This is a genomic window from Diaphorobacter sp. J5-51 (assembly GCF_001023515.1).
GTDB lineage: Bacteria > Pseudomonadota > Gammaproteobacteria > Burkholderiales > Burkholderiaceae_C > Diaphorobacter > Diaphorobacter nitroreducens.
This window is the reverse complement of record NZ_JSYI01000032.1, coordinates 99,143-122,697: the sequence shown is the minus strand read 5'-3', so window position 1 is coordinate 122,697 and position 23,555 is coordinate 99,143. Positions and strand designations below refer to the sequence as shown.

The window sequence follows — 23,555 nt, the reverse complement described above, 5'->3', positions numbered from 1 at the left end:
AAAAAACGGCTCCAGCGCTTACCCATCAAGCGCCAGCAGCTATCAATAGCGAAGCAAGGAGATTCCCATGAACGGCGCACAAGCCCTGCTGAAAACTCTGGCCGATGCCGGTATCGAGGTCTGCTTCACCAACCCTGGCACGAGCGAGATGCACTTCGTCGCCGCGCTGGACAGCGAGCCGCGCATGCGCGCCGTGCTGGCGCTGTTCGAGGGCGTGGCCACCGGCGCGGCCGATGGCTACGCGCGCATGGCCGGCAAGCCCGCCGCCACGCTCTTGCACCTGGGCTGCGGCCTGGGCAACGGCCTGGCCAACCTGCACAACGCACGCAAGGGCAAGGTGCCGGTGGTCAACATCGTGGGCGACCACGCCACGTACCACACGCAGTACGACGCGCAGCTGCAGTCCGACATCGAGACCGTGGCGCGCAACGTCTCGCCCGGCTTCGTGCGCACAGCGCAAAGCACTGCGGCCCTGTGCCAAGACGCGGCAGACGCCATTGCTGCCGCGCGCGGCCTGCCGGGCCAGGTGGCCACGCTGGTCCTGCCCGCCGACGTGTCGTGGGGCGAGGGCGGCCAGCCCTGCCCGCCCCCGGCGTTGCCCGCGCCCGTCGCCGCCAGCGACGAGGCGGTGCAGGCCCTGGCTCAGACCCTCATGCAGGCCATCCGCGCGGGTGAGAAGACCGTGCTGCTGCTGGGCGGCCACGCGCTGCGCGAGGGGGCGCTGCGCAGCGCCGCGCGCATTGCGGCCCACAGCGGCGTGCAGTTGCTCGCCGAGGTGTTTCCCACCCGCATGGAGCGCGGCGCGGGCCTGCCCGCCGTAGAGCGCGTGGCCTACCTGGCCGAGCTGGCCGGCGTGCAACTGGCGGGCGCGCGGCACCTGGTGCTGGTCGATGCGAAGTCGCCCGTCTCGTTCTTCGCCTACCCCGGCAAGGCCAGCGACCTGGTGCCCACGGGCTGCACGGTGCACACCCTGTGCAGCCCGGCGCAGGACGCAGCGGCGAGCCTGGACAAGCTGGCCGCCGCGCTGGGCGCCAGCGCCACGCAGCCGCCCCTGGCCCTGGCGCAGCGCCCCGGCCGCCCGCGCGGGCCGCTCACCGCGCCCAAAGTGTGCAAGGCCGTGGGCCACCTGCTGCCCGAGAACGCCATCCTCATCGACGAGGCCATCACCTCCGGCCTGATGCTGGGCGTGATGACGGCGGGCTGCCCGCGCCACGACCTGATCACACTGACCGGCGGCGCCATCGGCCAGGGCCTGCCCAATGCCGTGGGCGCGGCCATCGCCTGCCCCAACCGCCCGGTGATCGCACTGATCGGCGATGGCACGGCGATGTACACCCTCCAGGCGCTGTGGAGCATGGCGCGTGAGAACCTGCATGTGGTGTCCGTGATCTTCAACAACGCCAGCTACTCGGTGCTGAACGTGGAGCTGGAGCGCGTGGGCGCTGAGCAAGCGGGCCCCAAGGCCAAGTCGCAGCTCGACCTGAAGGGCCCGGTACTCAACTTCGCCCAGCTCGCGCAGGGCATGGGCGTGCACGCGGTGCGCGCCCGCACGGCCGAGGACTTCTGCCAGGCGCTGGAACATGCGCTGGCGCACCCGGGCCCGCATTTGATCGAGGCGCTGGTGCCCGAATCGCTCGCCGGCGCCAAGCGCAAGGTGCTGCCGTGGCTGCTCAAGTCGCTGCCCAGCCTGCCTGCGCCGGTGGCGCGCGCGCTCAAGCGCAAGATCGCGCCGTGACTCCGCCGCCCGCCATGGCGTATCAACCGCCCTGATAGCGGCCGGGGCGGTGGCTCACCGCCAGGAACACGCCCATGACCACGGCGGCCAGCACCGACCAGGCCACGCGGTCCCACGGCACGACCCACAGCGCCAGCAGCACCACCGCGCAATCGATGGCCATCTGCACCTTGCCGGCACGCAGGCCATGGCGCTCCTGCAGGTACAGCGACACGATGGTGGCCCCGCCCAGGCTGGACTTGTGGCGCGCCAGGAACAGCACGCCGGTGCCCATCAGCAGGCCGCCGGCAATGGCGGCGAAGGCCGGGTGCAGGTAGTCGATGTGGATGAGGCGCGGCCCCAGCTCGGCGATCAGCGACAGGATGCCCACGCTGACGAAGGTCTTGATGGTGAAGGCGCGCCCGATGTGCTTCCAGGCGAACCAGTAGAACGGCAGGTTGATGGCGAAATAGATGGCGCCGAACGGCCAGCCCGTGGCGTAGTGCAGCACGAAGGCCAGCCCCGCGGTGCTGCCCGTGAGCAGGCCCGCCTGGGCGTACATCATCATGGTCAGGCCCACGAACAGCGAGCCGGTGAAAAGCGCCTGGGCATCCTCGAACACGCCATGGCGCGGCGCGGCGTGCGGGGATGGGGCACCCGGCGCGGCGGCGCCAGGCAGGGAGGCGGAAGCGGACGATGGGACGGTGCGGCTGGCCATGGTGAGGTTTCTCTGCAACGCGGGCCCGGCGCGGGTAGCGCCGGCGCGCGATCATCGCATGCAAAACTTACGCCTGTTTGGCAATAGGGTTTGCCCCAGGTTTGCACCACCCTGGTGCGGGCGCCACACGTCCGGGCCCGTCAGGGCCCGTCAGGGATTTTTTCGGCGCTGCCCGAGCGGCGCACCGTGCCGTCCGGGCCGAACACCACGGTGAAGATCATGTGGCGCGGGCCGTCGCCCCAGTTCCAGTCCCACTCGGTTTCCTGCTTCAGGTCGTAGGTGATCCGCTTGGCGGGCTTGCCCAGCAGGCGGCGCACCTGCTCCTGCGCCATGCCCGGCTGCACCTTCTCGAAATGGTGCGGGGCCAGCACCTGGCGCAGCGCGCTCATCTTGCCGTCGGCGCCGATGGTGATCATGTAGTTGCGCTGCCCGGCGGGCTGGCGGTTGTATTCCAGCGTGCGCGCGCCGCCCTCCTCGGGCCAGATGCGCTCGGGCTCGCCGAAGCGCTCGCGCACCTGCGCCTCGGTGGAGACGCCCTCCTCCAGCTCCTTGATGCGCTGGTCGTCGCAGCCGACCAGCGCCAGCAAGACAGCTAGCGCCATCCCACCCCTCCGAAAACTAAAAAGCGGCATGTCGGCCTACCCACTGTGGTTGCGTAGGCTGGCACTTTAACGTGACCGACAGATCATTCGAGCCGGATCGACGCGGCCTTGACAACGTCTGCATAGCGGCCCAGATCGGCCTCGATCTCAGCGCGAAATTCCGCCGGCGTGTTGCCGGATGCGGAGATACCCAAGTTAGCGAGTCGCTCCTTGACATCCGGCGTGTGCACGACTGCGTTCAACTCACGCTGCAGGCGCTCGATGATGGGTGCTGGCGTCTTGGCAGGTGCCAGGATTCCGATCCACGAATTGACCACGAAGTCAGGCACGCCAGACTCAGCCACGGTGGGCACATTAGGCAGCGATGGCAGGCGCTGTGCGCTCGATACCGCGATAGCCTGCACTTGGCCGCGCTGGATGAAGGGATAGGCGCCGGCTACGGCCGTGTACAGCATGGGGAGTGAGCCACCCACAACGTCCGCCAGTGCCTGGCCGCCACCCTTGTAGGGCACGTGCACGAAGTCAGCGCCGGTGCGTACGCGCAGCAGTTCACCGGCCAAATGAGGGGTGCTGCCCGTGCCCGCGCTCCCGTATGACACGCCGCCGGTCACGGCCTTGGAATAGGCGACCAACTGGCTGAAGTTCTTGGCTGGCACCGAGGGATGAGTCACGATGACCAGGGCGGCGTCACCGATCTTGCTCACAGGAGAGAAATCCTTGAGCGTGTCGAACGGCACCTTGGCGAAGACATGGGGGTTGATGACCATCGTGCCGTCGAAGCCCACCACGAGGGTGTAGCCGTCGGGCGCAGCCGTAGCAGCCTGCTGGGTTCCGATGTTGCCGGACGCGCCAGGGCGGTTATCCACCACCACCTGCTGCCCCAGGCGCTGACCCAGGCGTTCAGCCACCACGCGTGCTCCGGTGTCCGTCACACCGCCGGGTGCAAAGGGCACGATCAGTCGGATCGGTTTGTTGGGATAGTCGGCTTGGGCTGGCGCGCTGGCTGCTGCCATGCACAGGGTCGCACCCAGGCCCAGGGCCAGGCGGCGGGGCAACGTGGATACGGCGGCCCGGTAAGAAATACGTGTCATGGTTTGTCTCCTGTCGTGGTTGTTCTGCTTGCCTGCTGGGGCGGCACGGTGCCGCCCCAGCACGGGGGATCACTCGGGCTGGATGCCGCCGCGCTGGGCCACCTGGGCCCACTTCTGGGTCTCGGTTTCGAGGAAGCGGCGGAACTGTGCGGGCGGGGTGAGTACGATATCGGCGCCCTGGTCGTGCATCTGCCTGGTGACGGCCGGGTCGGACGTGACCTTGCGCAGATCGGCATTGATGCGCGCGACCACGGTATCGGGCAGGCCAACGGGGCCGAACATGCCATACCAGTTGAGCGACTCCACACCCACCAGGCCCGCTTCCTTGAAGGTCATGGCGTCTGGGAAGATACCCATGCGCTGGTCGGCGGCCACGCCCAACGCGCGCAGCTTGCCCGACTGGATGTGCGGCAGCGCAGTGAGCACGCTGGTCACGCCGCCCGGCAGGTGGCCGCCGATGATGTCGACCATGATGGGCGCGCCACCCTTGTAGGGCACGCCGGTGAGCTTGAGCTTGCCCGACTGGCGGATCAGCTCGCCCGTCAGGCGGGTCTGGCCTTCGGAATAGCCCACGGCCACTTCTTCCTTGCGCGCGGCTTCCAGCAGGTCGGGCAGCTTCTTGTACGAGCCGTTGGCGGCCACCACCAGCACCATGGGCGAAGTGGCGATGTTGGTCACCGGGGTGAAAGCCTTCATGGTGTCGTAGGGGAGGCTCCTCATTAGCACGGGGTTGATGACGTGCGAGCCCACCACCATCAGCAGGGTGTAGCCGTCGGGTGCGGCCTTGGCCACGTAGCTGGAGCCGATCACCCCGTTGGCGCCGGTGCGGTTGTCCACCACCACCGACTGGCCCCACAGCTCGGACAGGCGCTGGGCCATCAGGCGGCCCACGATGTCGGTGCCGCCACCGGCCGAGTACGGCACGACGATGGTCACGGGCTTGGTCGGGAAGGGCTTGTCCTGTGCGAAGGCCAGGGGTGCGGCACCCCAGGCGGCGAGGGCCGCCAGGGCCGAACGGCGGCCGGGCGAATGCAGGGTGGAGTAGTCGGACATGGTGTGTCTCCTGATGTGAAAGGCAAAAACGGGTTTCGGGCCGGGCTGCGATGGTCCGGCGGCGTGGGGGCGGGTCGGCGGGCGTGCTCAGGCGGGTTGCAGCTCGGCGGCGAGCCGCTTGTCACGCTGGCGCCGCAGCCAGGCGCTGGAGCGACCGCCCAGCGGGCGCCGCAGTTGCTGCTCAGCGAAGTCCACGGCGTCCAGTAGCGCGTCCAGCGACAGGCCGGTGGTGAAACCGCTGGTCTCGGCCATCAGCACCAGGTCTTCGGTGGCCAGGTTGCCGGCCGCGCCGGGCGCGAACGGGCAGCCGCCGATGCCGCCCACGCTGGCATCGAAACGGCGCACACCGGCCTCCAGCGCCGCCCAGGCGTTGGCGGCTCCCAGGCCGCGCGTGTCGTGCAGGTGCACGGCCAGGCGGTCCATGGGTACTACGTCGCGCAGCGCGGCGAACAGAGCGCGCACCTTCTGCGGCGAGGCAGCGCCGATGGTGTCGGCGATGACGATCTCGCCCGCGCCAGTGGCATGCATGCGCGTGGCCAGGCGCACCACCTCGGCCAGCGGGGTCTTGCCCTCGAAAGGGCATTCGAACGCCACGGCCACGTAGGCGCGCGTGCGCAGGCCCTTGTCATGCGCGGCCAGCACGGTCTGTGCGCTCACCTCGGTGGCTTCGTCCAGGCCCATGTTGATGTTCTTGCGGTTCATGGTCTCGGTGGCCGAGAGCACGACCGCGACCTCCTGCGCCCCGGCGGCATGCGCGCGCTCCAGCCCCTTGAGGTTGGGCACCAGCACCGAAGTGCGCAGTTGCGGGAAGCGTGCGCTGATGCGCGGAACCAGCTCGCCCGCGTCGGCCATCTGCGGCACAGCCTTGGGTGTGACGAAGCTGGTCGCCTCGACGCTGTTCACGCCGGCGGCCACCAGGCGCGCGATCAGTTCCAGCTTGTCTTCAGTGGATAGGTGGACGGTCTGGTTCTGCAGGCCGTCGCGCGGCGATACGTCGGTGATGGAGATGGTTTCGGCCATGGCGGCGCCCTTCCCGATCAGGCCACCGCGCCGTCGCGGCGCAGGGCTTCGAGGCGTTCGTCCGAATAGCCCAGCCAGCCGCCCAGCACCGCGGCGGTCTGCTCGCCCAGGCGCGGCGGCGGCGTGTAGCCGCGCGCGGCGGCGGCCGACAGCTTGACCGGGTTGCCGGGCATGCGCAGGCGTTCGCCGTCGGCCAGGGGCACTTCGACCACCATGTCGCGCGCCAGCACCTGCGGGTCGCTCAGCGCCCGGGCGAAGTTGTTCACCGGGCCGCAGGGGATGCGCGCGGCACGCAGCTGCTCCAGCCAGTATTCGGTCGGCTGCTTGCGCAGCACCTCGGCCACCAGGGCATCGATCTCGGCCTTGGCGGCGAAGCGCACGGGCTGCTGCTTGTACTCGGGCTTGCGCAGCGCGGGCAGGTCGATGCATTCGACGAAACGCTCGAAGAACGCGTCGCCGATGCAGGCGATGATGATGTGGCCGTCGGCCGTGGGGTAGCTGTTGTAGGGCACGTGCACGAAGTGGCCATTGCCGATGCCGGCCGGCACCTCGCCCGACATGAAGTACATGGTAGCCATGTAGTTCAGCAGCGAGATCTGCGCGTCCAGCATGGAGATGTCCACGTGCTGGCCGCGGCCGGTGTGGTCGCGCTCGACGAGCGCGGCCAGCACGCCCATGGCGCCGAACATACCGCCGCCCAGGTCGCCGATGGGAATGCCGCTGCGCATGGGGCCAGTCTCGGGCGTGCCGGTGATCGACATGCCGCCGCCCATGGCCTGCACCACCTGGTCGAAGGCGGGGCGCTGGGTCTGCGGGCCGGTCTGGCCGAAGCCGGTGACCGAGCAGGTAACGATGCGCGGGTTGACCTGCGACAGCGCGGCGTAGTCGACGCCCAGGCGCTGGGTCACGCCCACGCTGAAGTTGTCGAACACCACGTCGGCCTGGCGCACCAGGTCCAGGAAGACTTCACGGCCCGCAGAACTCTTGAGGTCGACGCAGACGCTTTCCTTGTTGCGGTTGAGCGTGAGGTAGTACGCGCCCATGCCGTTGCGCGAATAGGCGGGGTCGTTCTCCAGCAGGCGGCGCGTGCCTTCGCCGGCGCCCGGGGGTTCGACCTTGATGGTGCGCGCGCCGAGGTCGGCGAGCAGCATGGTGCCATAAGGGCCGGACAGCATGTGGGTGAGATCCAGCACGGTGATGTGTTCGAGCGCCAAGACAATGTCTCCTTTGTTGCGTAGCTTGCCCCGGTATTGCATAGGGCGTGCCAGCCCGCCAGGCGCGTACAAGTCATTGATTCGTAATGGTTCGGTGCCAACGACGTTGCACAAAAACGTTTCATGGAACATCAGCAAGGCGTATCATTCGTTGCACGCAACTGTTGCACCACCATGCTGAACGCCCCCACCAACTACCCGCCCGGCCTGCCGCGGCTGTGCTTCCTGAGCTACCGGCAGATCCGCGAGTTCGCCGTGCCCGTGGTGGCCGAATACGCGGGACGCGCCATCGTCGAGGTGGTGGACGGCACCTTCAGCGGCGCGCTCACCATCGCGCAGGACCGGCTGGAGCGCGGCGTGGTGGACGTGTTCGTGAGTGCGGGCTCCAACGCCAGCATCCTGCGCGCTGGGCTGCATGCGCCGGTGGCGACCATCCAGCTCACGGGCTTCGACCTGCTGCAGGCGCTGATCAAGGCGCGGCGCGTCGCCGACCGCGTGGGCGTGGTGATGTACGGCCACACCATTCCCGAGCTGGACGCGGTGAAGGACCTGCTGAACATCGAGATCAGCCAGCACGCCTACCAGACGCCCGACGACGCGCGCCAGCGCTTCGAGGCGCTGCGGCGCGCGGGCTACCAGGTGATCGTGGGGTCCAGCCTGGTGGTGGAACTGGCGCAGGAGGCCGGCCTGCATGGCCTGCTGGCCTATTCGCTGGCCAGCATCCGCAAGGGCTTCGACGACGCGCTGGAACTGGCGCGCCTGGCACGCCTGGAGGCGGGGCGCTACGAGCAGTTGCAGAGCGTGCTGCACAACCTGCAGGAGGCCGTGGTAGCGGTGGACCAGCGCGGCCGCATCATCGCTGTCAATCCGCCCATGCAGCAGTTGCTGGGAGCGGCCGGCCGGCGGCTGGAAGGCCAGACGCTGGAGGCGCTGGAGCCTGCGCTGTCGCTGCGCGCCACGCTGGAGACTGGGCAGGAAGATCGCGCCGTGGCCACGCGCCTGGCACAGCGCGACTGGGTGGCACACCGCACGGCGATCCGCGAGCACGGCGAGATCGTGGGCGCCGCCCTCACCCTGTACGACGCGCGCACCATCGAAGCGGCCGACACCAGCCTGCGCATGCTGCAGCGCCGCCAGCAGCACGCGGCGCGCCACAACTTCGCCAGCCTGCAGGGCGACAGCCCGGCGCTGCACGAGGCCGTAGCCAGCGCGCGGCGGTTTGCGCGCACCGACCTGAACGTGCTGGTCACGGGCGAGAGCGGCGTGGGCAAGGAGGTGTTTGCCCAGGCCATGCACAACGAGAGCCCGCGCGCGGGCCGGCCCTTCGTGGCGGTGAACTGCGCGTCCTTCCCCGAATCTCTGCTGGAGAGCGAGCTGTTCGGCTACGACGAGGGCGCATTCACCGGCTCGCGCCGCGGCGGCAAGCGCGGCCTGTTCGAGGCGGCGCACACCGGCACCCTGTTCCTGGACGAGATCGGAGACATGCCGCTGCCGCTGCAAACGCGCCTGCTGCGCGTGCTGCAGGAGCGCGAAATCATGCGCCTGGGCGGCACCGCACCTATCCCCATCGACATCCGCGTGATAGCCGCTACGCACCAGCCGCTGCCCGAGCTGATCGCGCAGCAGCGCTTTCGCCAGGACCTGTACTACCGACTGAACACCCTGCGCCTAGCGCTGCCACCGCTGCGTGCGCGGCCCGAAGATATTCCCGCCCTGGCAACGCCTCTTGTCGAGCGCTGCCTGTCACGCCTGGGATCGCAAATCGACGCCTCCCAAGCACTGGCCCCGCTGCTGCCGCGCCTGACGGCCTACAGCTGGCCTGGCAACGTGCGTGAACTGGAGAACCTCGCCGAACGCATCGCCGTCTTCCTGTCCCAATACGACGCCCACCACGGCATCCCCTATCAATTGCTGCGGCGTGACTGCCCAGAGCTGTATGCGCACGACTCCACGCCGGCGGCGGCGAACGTGCCCGTTGCCGCCCTCGCCCTGCCCCACGCTTCGGCCGCCCGCCCTCCACCCCTGGCGCCCCGCAGCACGCCGGCTGAGCGCGTGCGCGAGGCGCTGCGGCGATCGAACGGCCGCCGCGCCGAAGCCGCGCTCCTTCTGGGAGTCAGCCGCGCCACCCTGTGGCGCTGGCTGCGCGCCATGCAGGAAGCGGAGGATTTCACGCCCGGCGGCTAAAATACCCGGTTGCCATAAGAACACCCGCCCACCAGAACCATGTCCTTCTTCCGCCGCCCGGACTACGAGTCCGACACCACCCAGTTCATCAAGCAGCTGAAGGCGCAAAAGCCCGAGCTGGACGCACAGCAGCAAGCCGGCCGCGCCCTGCTGTGGGACAAGCAGGTGGACCACGAAGCCTGGCAGCAATACAACGCGGCACGCGTGCCCCAGCAACCCTACGTCTATCAGACGCGGGGCTGAGCACGCGACAAACCACGTTATAGGCCAAATATGCTGCCAGCCCCGCAGAGCAAGCGCTGGCAGCTATTGATTAGATAGCAATTTTGCACATGGCAGGCGCCCGCACAGCCCCGACCGCCGAGGACGGCATGCCCCAGGTGGTGGACCAGGTGGCCTTGGCGCGCCTGTACGGCGAGCCGCTGTTTGCGCTGCCGCAAGACCTGTACATCCCGCCCGATGCGCTGGAGGTTTTCCTGGAGGCCTTCGAGGGCCCGCTGGACCTGCTGCTGTACCTGATCCGCAAGCAGAACTTCAACATCCTGGACATCCCCATGCTGGACGTCACGCGCCAGTACCTGGGCTATGTGGATGAGATCCGCAGCCGCAACCTGGAGCTGGCGGCCGAGTATTTGCTGATGGCCGCCATGCTCATCGAGATCAAGTCGCGCATGCTGCTGCCGCCGCGCAAGCAAGAAGGCAGCGCCGAGCCCGAGGACCCCCGCGCCGAGCTGGTGCGCCGCCTGCTGGAGTACGAGCAGATCAAGCTGGCCGCGCTGCAGCTGGGCCAGCTGCCGCAGTACGGGCGCGACTTTGTGCGTGCCAACGTGTACATCGAGCAAAGCCTGCAGCCGCGCTTTCCGGACGTGCACCTGGCCGACCTGCAGCAGGCCTGGCGCGACATCCTCAGACGCGCCAAGCTGGTGCAGCACCACAAGATCACGCGCGAGGAGCTGTCGGTGCGCGAATACATGAGCCATGTGCTCAAGGCGCTGCAGGGCCGGCGCTTTGCCCCGTTTGAAGACCTGTTCCAGCCCGAAAAAGGCAGCACCGTGCTGGTGGTGACCTTCATCGCCCTGCTGGAGCTGGCCAAGGAAACCCTGATCGAAATCACCCAGGCCGAGGCGTTCGCACCGATTTACGTGCGCCTGGCCTATACACCCGTATGACACCCCCTGAGCGGCTGCGCCGCTTCCCCCTCTCTCGCTGCGCGGGAGGGGGACGCCACCGGCGGCCTGGCGAAGCCAGTTCCACGGTGGCCCTGGCATGGCGCAGCGCCCGTCTCAACGGCAACTGATACCTTCTATGGCATCCCATGACTTCGACGTTCTCATCGTAGGCAGCGGCCTGGCGGGCCTGTCTGCCGCGCTGCACCTGGCGCCCACGCACCGCGTGGCCGTGATCACCAAGCGCCAGCTGCAAGACGGCTCCAGCGGCTGGGCCCAGGGCGGCATTGCCGCCGTGCTGGCCGACGACGACAGCTTTGCCGCGCACATCGAAGACACCCTGGAAGCCGGCGCCGGCCTGTGCGACCTGGCCACCACGCGCTTCGTGGTGGAAAGCGCGCCCGCCGCCATTCGCTGGCTGCAGGGCCTGGGCGTGCCTTTTTCGCAGGAAGGCGGCGCGCTGCACCTGACGCGCGAAGGCGGCCACAGCGCGCGGCGCATCGTGCACGCCACCGACGCCACGGGCGCCGCCGTGCAAAAAACGCTGATCGACGTGGTACGCGCCACGCCCGGCATCACGGTATTTGAGCACCACACGCTGGTGGACCTGATCACCAGCGCCAAGCTAGGCCTGCCTGGCCAGACGCGCTGCCTGGGGTTGTACGCGCTGGACGAGGCCACCGACCAGGTGCTGACCTTTTGCGCGCCGCACACCATTTTGGCCACCGGCGGCGCGGGCAAGGTGTACCTGTACACCACCAACCCCGACACCGCCACGGGCGACGGCATTGCCGCGGCATGGCGCGCGGGCTGCCGGGTGGGCAACATGGAGTTCATCCAGTTCCACCCCACGGGGCTGTACCACCCGCACGAAAAGTCCTTCCTGATCAGCGAGGCCGTGCGCGGCGAGGGCGGGCGGCTGCTGCTGCCGCCATCGGCCGGGGGCACGCGCTTCATGCCCCAGCACGATGCGCGCGCCGAGCTGGCCCCGCGCGACGTGGTGGCGCGCGCCATCGACTTCGAGATGAAAAAGCACGGCCTGGACTGTGTGCACCTGGACATCTCGCACCAAAGCCCGGCCTTTTTGCACGAGCACTTCCCCAACATCCTGGCGCATTGCGCCCGCCTGGGCATCGACATCACGCGCCAGCCCATTCCCGTGGTGCCCACGGCGCACTTCACCTGCGGCGGCGTGCTGACCGACCTGTCCGGCCGCACCGACCTGCCCGGCCTGCACGCCGTGGGCGAGGTGGCCTGCACCGGCCTGCACGGCGCCAACCGCCTGGCCAGCAACTCGCTGCTCGAATGCATGGTGTTTGCCCGCGCGGCGGCGCAGGCCATCGCGGCCGCACCCCGCGCGCAGATTCCGGCGCTGCCGCGCTGGGACGACAGCCGCGTGCAGGACGCCGATGAGTCGGTGGTCATCTCCCACAACTGGGACGAACTGCGCCGCTTCATGTGGGACTACGTGGGCATCGTGCGCACCAACAAACGCCTGGAGCGCGCGGCGCACCGCATTGCGCTGCTGCAGGATGAGATTCACGAGTTTTATGCGCACTTCCACATCTCGCGCGACCTGCTGGAGCTGCGCAACCTGGTGCAGGTGGCCGACCTGATCGTGCGCAGCGCGCAAATGCGCCATGAAAGCCGCGGCCTGCACTTCAGCCGCGACTGGCCGGGCATGGCCGCCCCGGCCGCCCCCACCATCCTGGTGCCGCCGGTGCGATAGAACGCCGCGCCACCGCCCCCACGTTTTTCACGTTCAAGGAGATTTGCCCCCATGTTCCGCACCCTGCTCAAGTCCAAGATCCACCGCGTGGCCGCCACCCATTGCGAGCTGCACTACGAAGGCTCCTGCGCCATCGACGAAGACCTGCTCGACGCGGCCAACATCGCCGAGAACGAGCAGATCCACATCTGGAACATCGACAACGGCGAGCGCTTCGTCACCTACGCCATCAAGGGCCAGCGCGGCAGCGGCATGATCTCGGTGAACGGCTCGGCCGCGCGCCGCGCCGCCGTGGGCGACCTGCTCATCATTGCCGCGTTTGCCCAGGTGCACGAAGACCATGTCGCCGCGCATCAGCCGCAACTGGTGTTTGTCGATGACAAAAACCGCCAGACCGAGCTGCGCCACCACGTCCCCACGCAGGCGCTCTGACCCTAGAAACGGCAGTTGACCGCTTGCCACCATCAGGAAAGCCGCATGTGTATTGACTTTTGCCGCTTCGGCACGACTCACCTGCGTGGTGAGCGCGCTACGCACTCGCCAGCACCGCGCTCGCCGCGCCATGCGGCGTTGCTCCTTCTTGCGGGCATGAGCCCGCCGCGTCGTCGCGCCTTGCCTGCCACGTCGATCACGGCGCTGGCAAGCGCGCCCAACTGCCGTTTCTAGGGTTACCGCCGTGCAGGCCACCACCCAAACCACCGACACCCTCGCCGCGCGCAGCCTGGCCAGCGTCTGGCACCCCTGCACGCAGATGAAGCGCCACGAGGCCGAGCCGCCCGTGCCCATCGCGCGCGCCCAGGGGCCTTGGCTGTATGGCAGCGACGGCCGGCGCTATCTGGACGGCATCAGCTCCTGGTGGGTCAATCTGTTCGGCCACGGCCACCCGCACATCCAGGCGGCACTGGCCGACCAGCTGGCGCGGCTTGACCATGTGATGCTGGCAGGCTTCACGCACGCGCCGGTGGTGGAGCTGTCCGAGCGCCTGGCCGCCCTCACGGGCCTGGGCCATGCGTTTTATGGCAGCGACGGCGCCAGCGCCACCGAGATCGCCCTCAAGATGAGCGCGCACTACTGGCGCAACCAGGGCCGCCCGGACAAGAGCCGCTTCGTGGGGCTGGCCGGCGGCTACCACGGCGAAACCGTGGGCGCGCTGGCCGTGACCGACATTGCCCTGTTCCGCACGGCCTACGCGCCGCTGGTGCGCCTGGCCGCCACCGCGCCCAGCCCCGATGCGCGGGCCGCGCAGCCTGGCGAATCGGCGCGTGAAGTAGCCCTACGCGCCGCCGCCGCGCTCGAGGCCTGGCTGGCCGAGCACCACGCCACCACCGCCGCGCTGATCCTGGAGCCGCTGGTGCAGTGCGCGGCCGGCATGGCCATGCACGACGCCGAATACCTGCGCCAGGCGCGCGCGCTGTGCGACCGCTACGAGGTGCACCTGGTGGCCGACGAGATCGCCGTGGGCTTTGGCCGCACGGGCAGCATGTTTGCGCACCAGCAGGCGGGCATACGGCCGGACTTCATTTGTCTGTCCAAAGGGCTGACGGGTGGCACGCTGGCGCTGTCGGCGGTGCTGACCACGCATGACATCTACGCCGCCTTCTACGACGACGACGTGGCGCGCGGCTTTTTGCACTCGCACTCGTACACCGGCAACCCGCTGGCCTGCCGCGCTGCGCTGGCCACGCTGGAGCTGTTCGAGCAGACCGATGCGCTGGCGCGCAACGTGCATCTGGCGCGAGCCATCGACGCGGCCTGCGTGCCGCTGGCGCAGCACCCGCGCGTGCGCCATGCGCGCCGCCAGGGAATGATCTGGGCCTGGGACGTGCACACCACCCTGCCCGACTTCGCCCGCCGCTACCACCGCCACGCCATGGCGCGCGGCCTGCTGCTGCGGCCCATTGGCACCACGCTGTATGCCATGCCGCCCTACGTGCTGGACGACGAGGCCGTGCAGCACCTGGCCGTCAACGCACTGGCCGCGCTGAACGCCACGCTGGCCGAGGAAACCGGGGCCAGCACCCCGGCCCAGGAGCATCTGCCATGACTTGGGGTTTATTCGTCACCGGCACCGACACAGGCGTGGGCAAAAGCCTGGCGTCTGCCGCGCTGCTGCACGCGCTGGCGCGCCATCACCCACGCGTGGTGGGCATGAAGCCCGTGGCCGCGGGCGCCGATCTGCACGGCGGCCAGCTGGCCAACGAAGACGCCATCGCCCTGCGCGCCGCCTCCACCGTGGCCGTGCCGCCCGCGCTGGACAACCCCGTGCTGCTGCCCGACCCGCTGTCGCCGCACATCGCGGCCGCGCGCGCCGGGGTGCGCATCAGCATCCCGGGCATCATGCACAGCTACCAGCAACTGACCGGGCTGGCCGACGCCGTGGTGGTCGAGGGCGCGGGCGGCTTTCTCGTGCCGCTGTCCGACACCGAGACCGGCGCCGACCTGGCCCAGGCCCTGGGCCTGCCCGTGGTGCTGGTGGTGGGCCTGCGCCTGGGCTGCCTGAACCATGCCGCGCTCACCGCCGAAGCGATTCGCGCGCGCGGCCTGACGCTGGCGGGCTGGGTTGCCAACCGGGTGGATCCGCACATGCTGGCGCCCGACGACAACATCGCCTGGCTGCGCCAGTACCTGGGCGCGCCGCTGCTGGCCGAGCTGCCGCACCAGCCCCAGCCCGACGCACGCGCCCTTGCCGCGCTCTACCACTTGCCCCCTGACTGGACATGACCTCCTGGATCGATGAGTTCCCCGCACGCATCGCAGCGCTGGACGCCGCCCACCTGCGTCGGCGCCGCCGCGCCGTGGTGCCCGCGCAAGGCGCCCACCTGCTGGTGGACGGCGCCCCCATGCTGGCGTTTTGCAGCAACGACTACCTGGGCCTGGCCAGCCACCGGGCGCTGGCCGAGGCCGCCTGCGCGGCCACGCGCGAGTTTGGCGTGGGCTCGGGCGGCTCGCCGCTGGTCAGCGGCCACAGCCAGGCCAATGCCGCGCTTGAAGAAGACCTGGCGCGCTTCGTGCAACTGCCGCGCGCGCTGTACTTCTACGCGGGGTTTGCGGCCAATGTGGGCATCGTGCCCGCGCTGGTGGGCGCGGGCGACGCGCTGTTTTCTGACGAGCTCAACCACGCCTGCCTGATCGACGGCGCCCGCCTGTCGCGTGCCACGGTGCACCGCTACCCGCATGCCGACCTGGCCGCGCTGGGCCGCCTGCTGGCGGCCAGCCCCGCGCGGCGCAAGCTGGTGATCACCGACGCCGTATTCAGCATGGACGGCGACGTGGCCGACGTGCGCGCGCTGCTGGCGCTGTGCGAGCGGCACGATGCGCTGCTGCTGATCGACGACGCCCACGGCTTCGGCGTGCTGGGCCCCGAAGGGCGCGGCACGCTGGCCGAGGCGGGCCTGACCGGCGCAGCAGCCTCGCCGCGCATGCTGTACATGGCCACGCTGGGCAAGGCCGCGGGCGTGGCGGGGGCCTTCGTTGCGGGGCCCGACGCGCTCATCGAGTGGCTGGTGCAAAAAACACGCAGCTACATCTTTGCCACCGCCGCGCCCGCGCTACTGGCGCGCGCACTGCAGGCCAGCCTGCGCGTGATTGCCGCCGAGGGCTGGCGCCGCGAGCACCTGGCCGCGCGCATTGCACAGCTGCGCGTCGGCCTGGCGCCGCTACTGCAGGGCACGCACTGGCAGCTGGGCGAGTCGCGCACGGCCGTGCAGGCCCTGGTGATAGGCCCCAACGACGAAGCCCTGGCCGTGATGGAGGGCCTGCGCGCGCGCGGCCTGTGGGTGCCCGCCATTCGACCGCCCACCGTGCCCGAGGGCACGGCGCGGCTGCGCATCGCGCTGTCGGCCGCCCACACCCAGGCCGATGTGGCACGCTTGCTGCACGCGCTTGCCGAACTGGCGCCGCGCGCAGGGAGGACGGCATGAGCTACAGCGTCAAGGAAATCTTCTACACCTTGCAGGGCGAGGGCGGCCAGGCCGGCATGCCCGCCGTGTTCTGCCGCTTCGCGGGCTGCAACCTCTGGAGCGGCCGCGAGCAAGACCGCGCAAGCGCCATCTGCCGCTTCTGCGACACCGACTTCGTGGGCACCGACGGCACGCTGGGTGGCAAGTTTGCCGACGCAAGCACGCTGGCGCGCACCATCGCCGCGCAGTGGCCCGCGCAAGACCGCGCGCACCGCCTGGTGGTGCTCACGGGCGGCGAGCCGCTGCTGCAGGTGGATGCGCCGCTCATCGACGCACTGCATGCCGAGGGCTTTCGCATCGCTGTCGAGAGCAACGGCACCATCGCCGCGCCGCCCGGCATCGACTGGCTGTGCATCAGCCCCAAGGCGGGTGCCGAGTGGGTGCAACGCGAGGGCCAAGAGCTCAAGCTGGTCTGGCCCCAGCGCGGCCTGGATCTTGACGCGCTCGAAACCGCAGGCCATTTCAGCCACCGCTTCCTGCAGCCCATGGACGGCCCCAACCAGGCGGCCCACATCGCGCTGTGCATCGATCTCTGCATGCAGCGCCCCGCGTGGCGCCTGAGCCTGCAGACCCACAAGCTCACCGGCATCCGCTGACCCCCTCAAACACCATGCAGTTCACCGTCCACCAGCGCATCTTCTTCGACGCGGCCCACACCCTGCGCCGCGAGATCGAGGCCGAGGGCAGCCGCCGCATCCACGGCCACACCTACCACGCCGAGGTCTCGCTCACGGGGCCGCTCGACCCCGCCACCGGCATGGTGCAAGACCTGGGCTACCTGCGCCAACGCCTGGCGGTGCTACGCGAGAGGCTCGACCACCACCTGCTCGACGAGGTGCCGGGCCTGGGCGCGCCCACGCTCGAAAACCTCTGCCGCTTCATCGCCGAAGCCCTGTCCGACATGCAGCCCCCACCCAGCCGCGTGCGCGTGTGGCGCGACGCGCTCGGCGATGGCTGTACGCTCGAGCTGTCCTGAAATTTTTCACCCACCAGAGACCCGACATGCCCCACCTGATCGTCGAATACTCCCGCAACCTTGCCGGCTTCCCCGAAGCCCAGGCGCTGACCGAGCTCAACGCCGCCGTCTGCGCCAGCCCCGAGCTGGCCGACGAGGCCGACCTCAAAAGCCGCATCACGGCGGTGCCGCAGTTCGAAGTGGGCACCGCGCCGGCCCACCGCGCCTTTGTGCATGCGCAGCTGCGCCTGCTGTCAGGCCGCACACCCGAGGCCAAGAAAGACCTCTCGGAACGCGTGGCCGGCGTGCTGCGCCGCCTCACGCCCCGCCCCGCGGGCGTGCTGGTGCAACTCAGCGTGGAGATCGTGGACATGGACCGGCCGAGCTATGTGAAAGAACGGCTCTAAACCGCCTCTTCAAGCTAGACCGATCCATCCAGCCGTGCCGCCAGCCAACCGCGCAGGCTGTTGACGAAGGCCCAGGCCTGTACGCGCGGCAGGTCCTGCACGCGCAGCAGGCCCTCCTGCACGCGGCCTTCGCGCAACGCCACGGCGCGCCCTACGCCGGGCAGCAGGCCGCAGGCGAGCGGCGGCGTGATCCAGCGGCCGTCCAGCAACGCGGCGATGTTGCCGAAGGTGGACTCGGTGATCTCCCCCGCCTCGTTCCACAGCACGGTGTCGAAAACGCCCTGCGGCGGCGCAAAGGCCGCGTAGTGCGCGCGGCGCGTGGTCTTGTGGCGCGCGAATTCGCTGTGCGCGTGCAGGAAGGGCTGCGCGGCCAGCGTCAGCACCACGGGCTCGGCCGTGGGTTGCAGCACAAAGGCCTCGGCACGCGGCGCGCCCTGCGCATCGAGCAGCAGACGCACGCGCCACAGCCCCTCGGGGTGGGCGGCGCACAGGGCATCGAGGCAGGCCTGCACGCGCGCCGCATCCCACGGTACGCCGAAATGCGCGGCCCCGGCCGCCATGCGCGCCAGATGCTCGGCACGGTGGCGCAGCGCTCCCGCGTCGAGCGCCAAGGTTTCGAGCAGCTCGAATGGCTCGCTCGCGCGCTCCACGAAGGCGCGCTTGGCGCCCCACTCGCGCCATTCGGCCCCGGCCTCCGATCCCCAGGTGATGCCGCTGCCGATGCCGCATACGGCCTGCGCTCCGCGCAGCGCCACGGTGCGGATGGGCACGTTGAAGGTGGCGGCCACGCCCCCCGCGCCGTCGGGCCGTACCACGCCCACGGCGCCGCAGTACACGCCGCGCGGCGCGGCCTCGAGCTCCTGGATGAGCTGCATGGCACGCACCTTGGGCGCGCCGGTGACCGAGCCGCAGGGGAACAGCGCGCCGAACACGTCGGCCAGGCGCGTGCCCGCGCGCGTGCGCGCCACCACGTCGGACGTCATCTGCCACACGGTGGGCAGCTGCTCGGTATGGAACAGGCGCGGCACGCGCACGCTGTGCGGCTCGGCCACGCGCGAGAGGTCGTTGCGCAGCAGGTCCACGATCATCACGTTCTCGGCCCTCTCCTTGGGACTGGCGCGCAGTTGCGCGGCCAGGGCCTCGTCCTCTGCGGGAGTGGCGCCGCGCGGGGCCGTGCCCTTCATGGGCCGCGCGAGCAGGCTGCCGCCGCGCCAGTCGAAGAACAGCTCGGGCGAGACGGAGAGCGTCTGCTCCGCGCCCATGTCGAGGAAGGCACCGTAGCCACCCGGCTGCGCGCGGCGCAGCGCCGCGAACAGGGCCCGCGCCTCGCCCTGCCAGGCGCCCGTGAGCGGCGCCGTGAAGTTGACCTGGTAGCACTCGCCCGCGCCAATGGCGTCGCGGATGCGCGCAATGGCCGCATCGAACGCGGGCCGCGCGATCCCGTCCCGCCACTGCACCCGGGCCTCGCCGGGCTCCAGGCCGCCGTCCCAGGGCCGCGGCGCATCGAACACCGCGAACCAGGCCAGCGGGCCATCGGCCTCGTGCGTGCGCAGGGCCGCGTCGAACGCGGGCGCGGCCTCGTAGCGCAGCTGGCCTACCACCCAGGCGCCCGCGCGCGCGGCGGCCTCCACGGCGTCGAGTACGCCGCGCACCTCGTGCGGGGCCTGGGCCACGAGCGTGGCACGCGGCGCACCGAAGGCATGGCGCAAACGCGGCCCGGCGCTCTCGCGCGGGTCGGCGAAGTCGATCAGGGCAGTGAGTGTCAAATCGGCCTCCAGCGCTTATCCATCAAGCGCCAGCAGCTATCAAAACAAAAGCGCTATGCCGCCCCGAAATGCGGCACCAGCGCACCCGCGGGCTGTCCGCTCTTGAGCGCCGCGGTGAAGGCCAGCATGCGGTCGATGGGTTGGCGCGCGCGCGGGATCAGCGCGGGGTCCACATGGATGGCGTTGGCGCCGGTCTCCAGCACGCGCGCCACGTCGGCCAGTCCGTTCATGGCCATCCAGGGGCAATGCGCGCAGCTCTTGCAGGTGGCGCTGTTGCCGGCGGTGGGGGCCTCGTGGAAGGTCTTGCCGGGGTTGAGCCTGCGCAGCTTGTGCATCATGCCGTTGTCGGTGGCGACGATGAACTCGCGCGCGTCCATTTCACGCGCAGCCTGGAGGATGGCGGACGTCGAACCCACGGCGTCGGCCAGGGCCACGACCTCGGGCGGGCTCTCGGGGTGCACGAGCACCTTGGCTTGCGGGTGTTCCTTCTTGAGCAACTCCAACTCCAGCGCCTTGAACTCGTCGTGCACGATGCATGCACCGTTCCAGAACACCATGTCGGCGCCCGTTTCGCGCTCGATGTAGGCGCCCAGGTGGCGGTCGGGGGCCCACAGGATTCGTTGGCCCGCATCCTTGAGCGCACGCACGATGTCCAGCGCGCAGCTGGACGTGACCAGCCAGTCGGCACGCGCCTTCACGGCGGCGCTGGTGTTGGCGTAGACCACCACCGTGCGGTCGGGGTGCTGGTCGCAGAAAGCGCTGAACTCGTCGATGGGGCAGCCCAGGTCCAGCGAGCAGGTCGCGTCCAGGTCGGGCATGAGCACGGTCTTCTCGGGGCTGAGGATCTTGGCCGTCTCGCCCATGAAGCGCACGCCGCTCACCACCAGTGTCTGCGCCGCGTGGTCGCGGCCAAAGCGCGCCATCTCCAGCGAATCGCTGACGATGCCGCCGGTTTCCTCGGCCAGATCCTGCAGGTCCGGGTGCACGTAGTAGTGCGACACCATCACCGCGTTCTTCTCTTTCAGCAGGCGGCGGATCTTGTCCTTGAGCGCCGCACGCTCGGCGGGCGATAATTCGGGCGGCACACGCGCCCAGGCGTGCTTGGTGGAGCAGGTGGCGCCGTCCGCGCCCGCGAGGGGCTGTTCGTACTCGACGTCCTTGATGGCGGTCGTATTCATGGCAATGCTCTCGCCGCCGGGACGCGACGGCTTCACGAGGGGGAATCGATTGTCGCGCCTTGGAAGACGCTACGCCGTGTCAGGCCAATTCCTGCAGGCGCATGGAGAAATCCGTGGCCTTCACATCCTTGGTCAGCGTGCCGATGGAGATGCGGTCCACGCCCGTCTCGGCCAGCGCACGCAGGCCTTCCAGCGTGACGCCGCCCGAGATCTCCAGGATGGCGCCCCCGCCCGCATGCGCCGCGTTGATGCGCACGGCCTCGCGCAGTTGTGCCAGCGGCATGTTGTCCAGCAGCACCATCGTCGCGCCCGCATCGAGCGCCTCCTGCAGCTGCGCCAGCGTTTCCACCTCGATCTCGATGAATGCAGCCTGCGCAGCCACCGCCTGGGCGGCCCGCAGCACCGCCGTCACGCCGCCGGCGGCAGCGATGTGGTTTTCCTTGATGAGCACGGCATCGTGCAGGCCGATGCGATGGTTGGTGCCACCGCCTGTGCGCACGGCGTACTTCTGCGCCAGGCGCAGGCCCGGCAGTGTCTTGCGCGTGTCCACGATGTGGGCGCGGGTGCCGGCCACGGCATCCACATAGGTGCGCGTCTTGGTGGCTACGGCCGACAGCAGCTGCAGGAAGTTGAGCGCCGTGCGCTCGGCGCTCAGCAGCGCGCGCGCCTGGCCTTCAATCTCCAATACCACCTGGTCGGTAGCGCAGCGCGCGCCCTCGGCCACATGCCAGGTCAGCGTCACACCGGGGTCCAGCGCACGCAGCGCAGCCTCGACCCAAGGAGCGCCGCAGATCACGGCGGCTTCGCGCGCCAGGATGCGCGCACGCACGCGGCGCGCGGGGTCGATCAGGCCGGCCGTCAGGTCGCCGCTGCCCACGTCTTCCTGCAGGGCGCGGTCCACATCGGCACGGGCCAGCGCCGCGAGTGCGTCGGCGCCAAACAAGTCTCTCGTCGTCATGGGGCAAGCATAGCCGCATCGCATAGACTCGCCGCACTTTTGCAACCCGACGGATCCCAAGCGCCATGACCGACTCCCCCACCGCCGGCACGCCCTATGGCACGCTGCCGCCCGCGTCGCCGCTGCCCCAGAGACGCCCCGTGAGCCTGCCCCGCCTGGCGCAGATGCGCGAGACGGGCGAGAAGATCACCATGCTCACCGCCTACGACGCCACCTTCGCAGCCGTGGCCGATGCGGCGGGTGTGGAGTGCATCCTGGTGGGCGATTCGCTGGGCATGGTCTGCCAGGGCCTGCCCAGCACCGTGGGCGTGACGCTGGAGCACATGGCCTACCACACGGCCAGCGTGGCACGCGGCCTGCACCGCGTACAGGGCACGGCCTGGCTGATCGCCGACCTGCCCTACGGCAGCTATGCCGAGAGCCGCGAGCAAGCGCTGCGCAGTGCCTGCCAGCTCATGCAGGCGGGCGCCCACATGGTCAAGCTCGAAGGCGGCGGCTGGACCGCGCCCACGGTGCAGTTCCTTGTGGAGCGCGGCGTGCCCGTGTGCGCGCACCTGGGCCTCACCCCGCAGACGGTGCACGCCCTGGGCGGCTACCGTGTGCAGGGCAAGGGCGACCAGGCCGCCCAGCAGCTGCGCCGCCAGGCACTGGAGCTGCAGGACGCCGGCGCCGCCATGCTGGTGCTGGAGATGGTGCCGACTCCCCTGGCACGCGACCTCACGCAGGCCCTGCCACGCTGCCACACCATCGGCATCGGCGCGGGCAGCGGCACGGCCGGCCAGGTGCTGGTGATGCACGACATGCTGGGCATCAACCTGGGCAAGAACCCGAAGTTCGTGCACGACTTCATGCGGGATGCGGGCAGCGTGCGCGGCGCCATCGAGGCTTATGTGCAGGCCGTCAAGCAAGGGCGCTTTCCCGACGACGCACTGCACGCCTGGAACTGACCAAACACCTTCACCCATGATCACCGTCCGCACCATTCCCGAACTGCGCGCCGCCATCGCCGCGCATCCCGGCGCAGGCCGCCCCGGCAAGCGCCCCGCCTTCGTGCCCACCATGGGCAATCTGCACGACGGCCACATCGCCCTGGTGCGCCAGGCCCGGCCGCTGGGCGACGTGCTGGTCGCCAGCATTTTTGTGAACCGCCTGCAATTCCTCCCGCACGAGGACTTCGACAGCTACCCCCGCACCTGGGAGGCCGATTGCGCCAAGCTGGAGGCCGCGGGCTGCGACATCGTCTTCGCGCCGCGCGAGAGCGATCTCTACCCCGAGCCCCAGACCTTCAAGCTGCAGCCCGACCCGCAACTGGCCGACATCCTGGAAGGGCATTTCCGCCCAGGCTTCTTCACGGGCGTGTGCACCGTGGTCATGAAGCTGTTTTCCGCAGTGTTCTTCGCCAGCGGCGGCGGCACGGCCGTGTTCGGCAAGAAGGACTACCAGCAGCTCATGGTGATCCGCCGCATGGTGCAGCAGTTCGCGCTGCCCGTAGAGGTGGTGGCAGGCGAGACGGCCCGCGCCGACGATGGGTTGGCCCTGAGCTCACGCAACGGCTACCTGAGCACCGCCGAGCGCGTCCAGGCCGTGCAACTGTCCGCGGCGCTGCGCGCGCTGGCCCAGGCGGCGCAGGCACCCGGCGCCCCCCCGCTGGCCGCCCTGGAACAACAGGCCCTGCAGACCCTGGCGCAGCAAGGTTGGGCGCCCGACTACCTCACCGTGCGCCAGCGCCACGATCTTCAGCCCCCCGCTGCAGGCGCAGCCGCCGGTACGCTGGTGGCGCTGGGCGCGGCACGCCTGGGCAGCACGCGGCTGATCGACAACCTGGAGTTCTGAGACCGCGC

At 69.8% G+C, this 23,555-nt stretch carries 23 protein-coding genes; 14 read left to right on the top strand and 9 right to left on the bottom strand.

Features of this window, described 5'->3' with window-relative positions; genetic code table 11:
- Window positions 1–67 precede the first annotated feature (67 nt).
- Window positions 68–1,735, top strand: a complete 1,668-nt coding sequence (locus tag OX89_RS04920) for an acetolactate synthase large subunit (RefSeq protein ID WP_047349789.1) — start codon at window positions 68–70, stop codon at window positions 1,733–1,735.
- A gap of 22 nt (window positions 1,736–1,757) precedes the next feature.
- Here OX89_RS04920 and OX89_RS04915 read toward each other — a convergent pair whose 3' ends face one another.
- From OX89_RS04915 to OX89_RS04890, 6 genes are all read right to left on the bottom strand, one after another.
- On the bottom strand, window positions 1,758–2,432 hold the full coding sequence (locus OX89_RS04915; RefSeq protein ID WP_047349788.1) for a YitT family protein: 675 nt from the start codon (window positions 2,430–2,432) through the stop codon (window positions 1,758–1,760).
- A gap of 140 nt (window positions 2,433–2,572) precedes the next feature.
- Complete coding sequence (locus tag OX89_RS04910) at window positions 2,573–3,064, bottom strand: outer membrane protein assembly factor BamE (RefSeq protein WP_047349787.1); 492 nt, start codon at window positions 3,062–3,064, stop codon at window positions 2,573–2,575.
- A gap of 53 nt (window positions 3,065–3,117) precedes the next feature.
- Window positions 3,118–4,047: a Bug family tripartite tricarboxylate transporter substrate binding protein gene (locus OX89_RS04905; RefSeq protein WP_369799249.1), complete on the bottom strand. Its 930-nt coding sequence runs from the start codon at window positions 4,045–4,047 to the stop codon at window positions 3,118–3,120.
- Between the two features lie 147 nt (window positions 4,048–4,194).
- A complete protein-coding gene (locus OX89_RS04900) occupies window positions 4,195–5,178 on the bottom strand; it encodes a tripartite tricarboxylate transporter substrate binding protein (RefSeq protein WP_047349785.1) in 984 nt (327 codons plus the stop codon).
- Between the two features lie 87 nt (window positions 5,179–5,265).
- Complete coding sequence (locus tag OX89_RS04895) at window positions 5,266–6,198, bottom strand: hydroxymethylglutaryl-CoA lyase (protein ID WP_047349784.1); 933 nt, start codon at window positions 6,196–6,198, stop codon at window positions 5,266–5,268.
- A 17-nt stretch (window positions 6,199–6,215) separates the two neighbouring features.
- Window positions 6,216–7,412: a CaiB/BaiF CoA-transferase family protein gene (locus OX89_RS04890; RefSeq protein ID WP_047349886.1), complete on the bottom strand. Its 1,197-nt coding sequence runs from the start codon at window positions 7,410–7,412 to the stop codon at window positions 6,216–6,218.
- A 174-nt stretch (window positions 7,413–7,586) separates the two neighbouring features.
- On the opposite strand from OX89_RS04890, the gene prpR reads away from it, so the two are divergent.
- From prpR to OX89_RS04835, 11 genes are all read left to right on the top strand, one after another.
- Complete coding sequence (prpR, locus tag OX89_RS04885) at window positions 7,587–9,596, top strand: propionate catabolism operon regulatory protein PrpR (RefSeq protein ID WP_047349783.1); 2,010 nt, start codon at window positions 7,587–7,589, stop codon at window positions 9,594–9,596.
- A 39-nt stretch (window positions 9,597–9,635) separates the two neighbouring features.
- Window positions 9,636–9,839, top strand: coding sequence for a DUF3460 family protein (locus OX89_RS04880; protein WP_047349782.1), 204 nt, complete (start codon window positions 9,636–9,638; stop codon window positions 9,837–9,839).
- 89 nt (window positions 9,840–9,928) lie between these two features.
- Complete coding sequence (locus OX89_RS04875) at window positions 9,929–10,765, top strand: ScpA family protein (RefSeq protein WP_047349781.1); 837 nt, start codon at window positions 9,929–9,931, stop codon at window positions 10,763–10,765.
- Between the two features lie 136 nt (window positions 10,766–10,901).
- Window positions 10,902–12,491 (top strand): L-aspartate oxidase, encoded by a 1,590-nt coding sequence (gene nadB, locus OX89_RS04870; protein ID WP_047349780.1) that lies wholly within the window; start codon window positions 10,902–10,904, stop codon window positions 12,489–12,491.
- A gap of 51 nt (window positions 12,492–12,542) precedes the next feature.
- Window positions 12,543–12,923, top strand: a complete 381-nt coding sequence (gene panD, locus OX89_RS04865) for an aspartate 1-decarboxylase (RefSeq protein ID WP_047349779.1) — start codon at window positions 12,543–12,545, stop codon at window positions 12,921–12,923.
- 319 nt (window positions 12,924–13,242) lie between these two features.
- A complete protein-coding gene (gene bioA, locus OX89_RS04860; protein WP_234305509.1) occupies window positions 13,243–14,535 on the top strand; it encodes an adenosylmethionine--8-amino-7-oxononanoate transaminase in 1,293 nt (430 codons plus the stop codon).
- Window positions 14,532–15,212, top strand: coding sequence for a dethiobiotin synthase (gene bioD, locus OX89_RS04855; protein WP_047349777.1), 681 nt, complete (start codon window positions 14,532–14,534; stop codon window positions 15,210–15,212). The genes bioA and bioD overlap by 4 nt, the downstream gene beginning before the upstream one ends.
- The gene (gene bioF, locus OX89_RS04850) at window positions 15,209–16,411 is read left to right on the top strand and encodes an 8-amino-7-oxononanoate synthase (RefSeq protein WP_047349776.1); all 1,203 of its coding nucleotides are present in this window, start codon (window positions 15,209–15,211) and stop codon (window positions 16,409–16,411) included. Before bioD ends, bioF begins: the two co-directional genes overlap by 4 nt.
- Window positions 16,408–17,046: a 7-carboxy-7-deazaguanine synthase gene (queE, locus tag OX89_RS04845; RefSeq protein ID WP_047349775.1), complete on the top strand. Its 639-nt coding sequence runs from the start codon at window positions 16,408–16,410 to the stop codon at window positions 17,044–17,046. The genes bioF and queE overlap by 4 nt, the downstream gene beginning before the upstream one ends.
- A gap of 14 nt (window positions 17,047–17,060) precedes the next feature.
- Window positions 17,061–17,426 carry a 6-carboxytetrahydropterin synthase gene (locus tag OX89_RS04840; protein ID WP_047349774.1) on the top strand — a complete coding sequence of 122 codons (366 nt, stop codon included), beginning with the start codon at window positions 17,061–17,063 and terminating at the stop codon, window positions 17,424–17,426.
- A gap of 26 nt (window positions 17,427–17,452) precedes the next feature.
- Window positions 17,453–17,812: a 5-carboxymethyl-2-hydroxymuconate Delta-isomerase gene (locus OX89_RS04835; RefSeq protein ID WP_047349773.1), complete on the top strand. Its 360-nt coding sequence runs from the start codon at window positions 17,453–17,455 to the stop codon at window positions 17,810–17,812.
- A gap of 14 nt (window positions 17,813–17,826) precedes the next feature.
- Here OX89_RS04835 and pabB read toward each other — a convergent pair whose 3' ends face one another.
- The 3 genes from pabB to nadC all read right to left on the bottom strand — a co-directional run bounded on the left by pabB (window position 17,827) and on the right by nadC (window position 21,714).
- Complete coding sequence (gene pabB / locus OX89_RS04830) at window positions 17,827–19,578, bottom strand: aminodeoxychorismate synthase component I (RefSeq protein ID WP_047349772.1); 1,752 nt, start codon at window positions 19,576–19,578, stop codon at window positions 17,827–17,829.
- Between the two features lie 53 nt (window positions 19,579–19,631).
- A complete protein-coding gene (nadA, locus tag OX89_RS04825) occupies window positions 19,632–20,756 on the bottom strand; it encodes a quinolinate synthase NadA (protein WP_047349885.1) in 1,125 nt (374 codons plus the stop codon).
- A 79-nt stretch (window positions 20,757–20,835) separates the two neighbouring features.
- Entirely contained in the window at window positions 20,836–21,714 is an 879-nt protein-coding gene (gene nadC, locus OX89_RS04820) for a carboxylating nicotinate-nucleotide diphosphorylase (RefSeq protein ID WP_047349771.1), read from the bottom strand.
- A 65-nt stretch (window positions 21,715–21,779) separates the two neighbouring features.
- On the opposite strand from nadC, the gene panB reads away from it, so the two are divergent.
- Together panB and panC are read left to right on the top strand one after the other, a co-directional pair.
- A complete protein-coding gene (gene panB / locus OX89_RS04815; RefSeq protein ID WP_047349770.1) occupies window positions 21,780–22,661 on the top strand; it encodes a 3-methyl-2-oxobutanoate hydroxymethyltransferase in 882 nt (293 codons plus the stop codon).
- 16 nt (window positions 22,662–22,677) lie between these two features.
- Window positions 22,678–23,547 carry a pantoate--beta-alanine ligase gene (gene panC / locus OX89_RS04810; protein ID WP_011806598.1) on the top strand — a complete coding sequence of 290 codons (870 nt, stop codon included), beginning with the start codon at window positions 22,678–22,680 and terminating at the stop codon, window positions 23,545–23,547.
- Window positions 23,548–23,555 lie beyond the last annotated feature (8 nt).